We start from the raw sequence: 6,185 nt of genomic DNA, 5'->3' as shown, positions 1-6,185 counted from the left end.
CTGGTTGGTGTTGAAGGCGTTCGAGCCGGCAGAGGCCTGCGCCTCGCCCGAGAGGGTCTTGAAAGCCGCCTGCGAGGAGCCGACCGAGCCGCCGGCAACCGCCTGATAGAGCGCCGTGTTCGGGCCGCCCGCTTCCACCGCGCCGGCCGCCGCGCGACCGTTCGGCGTGGAGGCCACGCTGGCGAAGCTCACGTCGTTGCGGTTGAGCGTCAGATAAACGTCGGACGCGTCATAGCTCAGCGAGGGCGTCAGGAAGGCGAAGTTCGAGGTCACGGTCCCGAAGGTGCCCGACACACCACCCGCCGAGGTCAGGATGGTGTAGCGCTGGGTGAAATTGTAGGTGCCGCTTTCCGCCGTCACCGCGACCGCCGAACCCGAGGCCAGCGTGGTGGTGCCGGAGACCGCGATGCGGTCGCTCTGGCCGGCGCTGTTCACGCTCACCGCATAGATGGAGCCGCCGGCGAAGGCGGCGTTGCCGGACACGTTGAGGGTGCCGATGCTGCCCGCCGTCGTGCCGGGGGAGATGGTGGCGCCGCTGCCGGCATTCAGGCCACCGACCGTGCCGGTGCCCGCGAGCACGGCGCCCGTGGTGCCGCTGCCGGCCACCGTGACCACCGAGGAGGCGAGGCTGGCATTGTCCAGCGTCAGGCTGGCGCCGGTGACGCTGGTGGCGCCCGAGAAGCTGCTGGTGCCGGAGACCGTCCAGGCCGAGCCGATGGCCAGATCCAGCACCTCGAAGCCCTGATAGGTGGCGGTGTCACCCAGCAGGCTGAGGTTGAAGGTGCCGGCCACTTCGCCGAGGCGGAAGGTGTCGGTGCCGGCCTGGCCCATCACCGCGCCCACCACGTTCGAGCCCGCCTCATAGACGAACAGATCGTCGCCATTGCCCATGGCCACCGCATAGGTGGCGCCGGAGATGGTGCCGTAATTGGTGATGGTGGTGGAGTAGCCGGCGTCGTTGATGACCTGGATGCCGTAGCCGTTCACGCCCTGGATGGTGCCGTAATTGGTCACGGTCACGGCGCCATAGACGCTGCCGCGATTGCTGTCGTCGGCGAGGATGCCGTTGTCATAGCCGGAGATGAGGGCGGTGCGGACGCTGGCCGAACCGTTGGTGACGACACCGCCGCCGAAGGCGATGCCTTCCGAGGTGCTCAGCGTGGTCTCGCCCGGCTTGATGCCATGGGAACCGAGCGCCTGGATGGTGCCGTAGTTGGTGATGTCGCCGATGTGGTCGAAGTCGATGCCGTCGGCGTCACCGAAGGCCGCCGCCGGGTCCGACTGGCCGGTGATGGTGCCGTAGTTCACCACCGTGCCCGAGCCGTTGGAATTCACGCCCGAGCCGTTGCGGCCGAGGATCGTGCCCCAGTTGTAGACGGTGATGTTGTCGCCTTCGCCCGAGGCCTTGATGCCGTGGTACGAGCCCGAGATCAGCGCGCCCGCGTAGTTGTAGACCGTGGCGACGACGCTGGTGCCGTCATCACCGAACTTCACGGCGCTGAAGTTCTGATCGGTGGCGGTCTCGGTGGTGTAGTTGGCGATGATCTGACCGTAGTTGTGAATGGTCGTGTTCATCCCGCCCATGATGCCGTCATTGTCGGCGGCGGTGATGAGGCCGGAGGCTTCGTTGGTGATGGTGATCGTCAGCCCGGTGGACTGGAGATCGCCGAGGTCGATGCCCTGACCCGTGCCGGTGGAGCGGATGATGCCGGCATTGGTGATGTTGATGTTGGCGGTCGAGGTGCTGGTTGCGGTGGCGGCGATCTTGATGGCGTCGTCCGTGCCCTCGATCAGGCCGGTGGCCGTGTTGACCAGCTTGAAGGACACCAGCGTGTCGATGTTGGTGTCGCTGTCGAACTTGATCGCCCGCTTTTCAGTGGCGGTGGTGGAGATGGTGCCCGAATTGGTCAGGCTGATGGTGCCGCCGCCGAGACGGATGGCATCCGAGGCATTCGTGGTCGAGGTGGAGATGGTGCCGGTGTTGTTGATCGTCACCACCGCCGTGGCCGAGTTGGCGGCGTCGAAGTCGAGCGCCTGACCGGCCGTGGAGGCGATGGTGCCGGAGTTGGTCAGCAGCAGCGTGCCGCCGGCCAGCGTGCTGTTGATGCGGAAGCCGTCATTGCCGTTGCCGGTGATCGAGCCGCTGTTGTCCACGGTGATCAGGCCGGTCACGCCCGACGAGACGTCGATGCCGCGATTGGCCGAAGAGGTGATGGTGCCGGCATTATTGAGCGTCACGTCAGTTGTGACGGAGCTGATGGTGACGGCGGCGTTGTTGGTGGTCGTGGAGAGCGTGCCCCCCGTTTCTACGGTGCCGATGTTGCCGTTATTGAGCGTCTTGCGGGCCGTGTCCGTGGCGCCGCTGATGACGGTGAAATCGGCGGCCAGAACCGGGACGGGCGAGACGATGAGGGCGCAGACGACGGCAGCGCGCGAGACGGACGACTTCAGGCTGATCATAAGGCACCCCACTGTTTGGAGGTGCACTAAGGCGAGGCCCATGACAGTGCCGTGACAGGAGGCACCCTCGGCCGGCGGAATGTCCCACATTGTGGCGAAGGCGGGGCACGCGGGACACCCATTGTGCCATGCCGGCCACACGTACGGGAACAACCCCGCTACTTCCGCGCGTGTCCGTTCGCGGCTTCAGGTACTTGCCGGCGATGGCCCGGGGATCGCGAGGGGACAGGGGAACACGGACAAGCAGGGGCCATGGGCGTGCCATCGGGCACCGTCCGTTACATATGTGCCATCGTGTGTGCCATCTCAGGCATCGTCTCACGCACCGCGGCGGGCCAGCCAGGCTTCGCCGCGCGCCGTCACCTCGGCCCGGTGGAGGGCGATCCACATGAGGCCCATGCGCAGGTATCCGCTTGCCAGCTGGCGCCCGTCGTCCAGCGCCGCGATGGCCTCGTCCAGCGGCACGAGGAACGGCCGGATCACTTCGTTTTCGCCTTCAACACCAGTCTGTTCCGGCAGATGGGACGCATCCACGAAACCGAGATAGAACCATGCCGTCTCATCCAGCGCCCCGGGCGAGACGAGGCTGGAGAAGAGGAAATGCACCTCTCCCGGATCGAGCCCGATCTCCTCGATGCATTCCCGCCGCGCGGTGATCGCCGGATCCTCACCCGGATCAATCAATCCTGCTGGAATCTCAATGAGTTCACCCCGCCCGGTGGAGAAGTGGGCGGTGAGCCTGAACTGCCGGATCAGCACGATCGCCTGCCGGACGGGGTCGATGGCGAGGATCCCCGCCGCTCCGCCCACCCGCAGGATCTCGCGGGTCTGCCGGACCGGCCGGGAGGCCGGCGGATGGAGCGTCAGCTCATAGCGCTCGAACCGCCGAAAGCCTTGATGGATCAGGGTTTCTTCATGCACATCGATGGCGGCGGGCGCGTCCTCGAACGGCGTTCCGATCACTGTGCGGTCACTCCGGCCTGGGCGGTCTCGATGTTGAAGGCGGCCTCGAAAAGCGCCTTGGTATAGGCCTCGCGCGGATGGGCGAACACCTCGCGGGCCGGCCCCTCCTCGACCATTTTTCCCTGCCGCATCACGAGGATACGGCTGGCCAGCGCCGACACGACACGCAGATCGTGGGAGATGAACATGTAAGTGAGCGAACGCTTACGTTGCAGCGCGCGCAGCAGATCCACGATCTGCGCCTGCACCAGCATGTCCAGCGCCGAGGTCGGCTCGTCCAGAACCACGAAGGAAGGCTCCAGCGCCATGGCCCGTGCAATGGAGATGCGCTGGCGCTGTCCGCCTGAGAATTCATGGGGATAGCGGAAGCGGCTCTCGGGATCGAGCCCCACATCCCTGAGCGCGTCGATCACCCGCTGCTCCCGCTCCTCCACCGAAAGCTGGCGCTGGTGGACGAGCAGCCCCTCCTCCACGATGTCGGCCACCGACATGCGCGGAGAGAGCGCCCCGTAGGGATCCTGGAACACGATCTGCATGTCGGCACGCAGCGGCCGCATGCCGGAAAAGCCAAGCCCGTCAACGCGCTGGCCGAGGAACAGGATCGGCCCCTGCGAGGAGATCAGCCGCAGCAGCGCCAGCCCCAGCGTGGTCTTGCCGGAGCCACTCTCGCCAACCACACCAAGGGTTTCCCCCTCGCGGATCTCGATCGACACCCCATCCACCGCCTTCACATGCCCGACGGTGCGCCGCAGGATGCCGCGCTTGATGGGGAAATGGACCTTCAGATCCTGCGCCGCCACCACCACCTTCGCCTCGGGAGCGGCGGGTGCGGGATCGGGCTTGGGTTCAGCCTTGAGCAGGGCCTGAGTGTAGGGATGGCGCGGGTTCTGGAAGGTTTCCTCCGCCCCGCCCTGCTCGACGATCTCGCCCTTCTGCATCACGCAGACCCGGTCGGCGATCTTGCGTACGATGCCCAGATCATGGGTGATGAACAGCATCGCCATGCCGAGCCGCGCCTGCAACTCCTTGAGCAGCTTGAGGATCTGCGCCTGCACGGTGACGTCGAGCGCGGTGGTCGGCTCGTCCGCGATCAGCAGGTCCGGCTCGTTGGCGAGCGCCATAGCGATCATGATGCGCTGGCGCTGCCCGCCCGAGAGCTGGTGCGGATAGGCGCCGAGCCGGCTTTCCGGATCGGGGATGCCGACCTCGTGCAGCAGCTCCAGCGTGCGCTTGCGCACGGCCGCGCCGCTGAGGCCGCGATGCAGGATCAGCATCTCGCCGATCTGCCGATCGATGGTGTGCAGGGGGTTGAGAGAGGTCATGGGTTCCTGGAACACCATGGTCACGTCATTGCCGCGCACGGCCCTGAGCTCCCGCTCGCTGACGGTGAGCAAATCCTTGCCCTTGAACAGGATGCGGCCCGTGGGATGGCTGGCGGACGGATAGGGAAGCAGCTTCAGCACCGACAGCGCAGTGACCGACTTGCCCGAACCAGACTCACCCACCAATGCCACCGTCTCGCCGGGCTTCACATCGAATGAGACACGGTTGACCGCGATGTGGTCCGTCCCACCCCTTCGGAAGGCGATGGAGAGGTCCTGGACGGAGAGGAGGGGTTCGCTCATGGTTTGTCCTCCCCTCACCCGAAGGTCTTGCGCGGATCGAAGGCGTCGCGGACGGCTTCGCCGATGAAGATCAGCAGGCTCAGCATCAGCGCCACCGTGAAGAAGCCGGTGAGCCCCAGCCACGGCGCCTGGATGTTGGCCTTGCCCTGCGACAGCAGTTCGCCCAGCGAGGGCGAGCCCGGCGGCAGGCCGAAGCCCAGAAAGTCCAGCGCTGTCAGCGTCATCACCGAGGACGACAGGATGAAGGGCAGGAAGGTCAGCGTCGCCACCATGGCGTTTGGCAGCAGATGCCGCGTCATGATGGTGAAGTTGCCCACCCCCAGCGCACGGGCCGCCTGCACATATTCGAAGTTGCGCGCGCGCAGGAATTCCGCCCGCACGAGACCCACGAGGCTGACCCATGAGAACAGCAAGAGGATGCCCAGTAGCACCCAGAAGCCGGGCACCAGAACGGACGAGATGATCAGCAGCAGATACATCGAGGGAATGGCGGTCCAGATCTCGATGAAGCGCTGGGAGAGCAGATCCACCCAGCCGCCGAAATAGCCCTGCACCGCGCCTGCCGCCACGCCGATCACCGAGGAGATGATGGTCAGCGCGAGGCCGAACAGCACCGAGATGCGGAAGCCGTAGATGAGCCGCGCCAGCACGTCGCGGCCCTGATCGTCAGTGCCGAGCCAGTTGTACTCAAGGCCAGAACAGCCGCTCACCTGCTTGCGTTCGGCCACCGTCTTGCACTGCGCCTCCGTCAGCATCCAGGTGGGCGGCGAGGGGGCGGGGGTCGGCAGATCGAGATTGTGGGTGGAATAGGAGAAACGGATCGGCGGCCAGATCATGGAGCCGCCCTTCTCTGCGATCAGCTTCTGCAGATAGGGATCGCGATAATCCGCCTCGGTCTCGAAATCACCGCCGAAGGTGGTCTCCGGATAATAGTGCAGGATCGGCATGTAATAAGCGCCGTCATACTTCACCAGCACCGGCTTGTCGTTGGCGATGAACTCCGCGAACAGGCTGATGACGAACAGCACCATGAAGATGACGAACGCCCACCAGCCACGGCCGTTGCCGCGGAAATTGGCGAGACGACGCTTGTTCAGCGGCGACAACCAGGCGCGCTTCGGCGGAGCGAGCATCTGG

General features: G+C 65.7%; 4 protein-coding genes. All 4 read right to left on the bottom strand.

Features of this window, described 5'->3' with window-relative positions:
• On the bottom strand, positions 1 to 2,460 hold a 2,460-nt coding region (locus IEW24_RS20400), incomplete at its 3' end, for a beta strand repeat-containing protein (RefSeq protein ID WP_188582083.1).
• Positions 2,461 to 2,778: 318 nt separating this feature from the next.
• Positions 2,779 to 3,423, bottom strand: coding sequence for an NUDIX domain-containing protein (locus IEW24_RS20395; protein ID WP_188582080.1), 645 nt, complete (start codon positions 3,421 to 3,423; stop codon positions 2,779 to 2,781).
• Positions 3,420 to 5,048 (bottom strand): ABC transporter ATP-binding protein, encoded by a 1,629-nt coding sequence (locus tag IEW24_RS20390; RefSeq protein WP_188582078.1) that lies wholly within the window; start codon positions 5,046 to 5,048, stop codon positions 3,420 to 3,422. Before IEW24_RS20390 ends, IEW24_RS20395 begins: the two co-directional genes overlap by 4 nt.
• 14 nt (positions 5,049 to 5,062) lie before the next feature.
• On the bottom strand, positions 5,063 to 6,181 hold the full coding sequence (locus tag IEW24_RS20385) for an ABC transporter permease (protein WP_188582132.1): 1,119 nt from the start codon (positions 6,179 to 6,181) through the stop codon (positions 5,063 to 5,065).
• Between the last annotated feature and the right edge of the window lie 4 nt (positions 6,182 to 6,185).

It is taken from the genome of Azorhizobium oxalatiphilum (genome assembly GCF_014635325.1).
GTDB lineage: Bacteria > Pseudomonadota > Alphaproteobacteria > Rhizobiales > Xanthobacteraceae > Azorhizobium > Azorhizobium oxalatiphilum.
Note: the sequence above shows the minus strand (reverse complement) of the source record. Positions and strands in the feature narration are given on the sequence as shown.

Coding starts and splice junctions, on each gene's coding strand:
- IEW24_RS20385 (WP_188582132.1), bottom strand. CDS start 6,181: ATGCTCGCTCCGCCGAAGCGCGCCTGGTTGTCGCCGCTGAACAAGCGT.
- IEW24_RS20390 (WP_188582078.1), bottom strand. CDS start 5,048: ATGAGCGAACCCCTCCTCTCCGTCCAGGACCTCTCCATCGCCTTCCGA.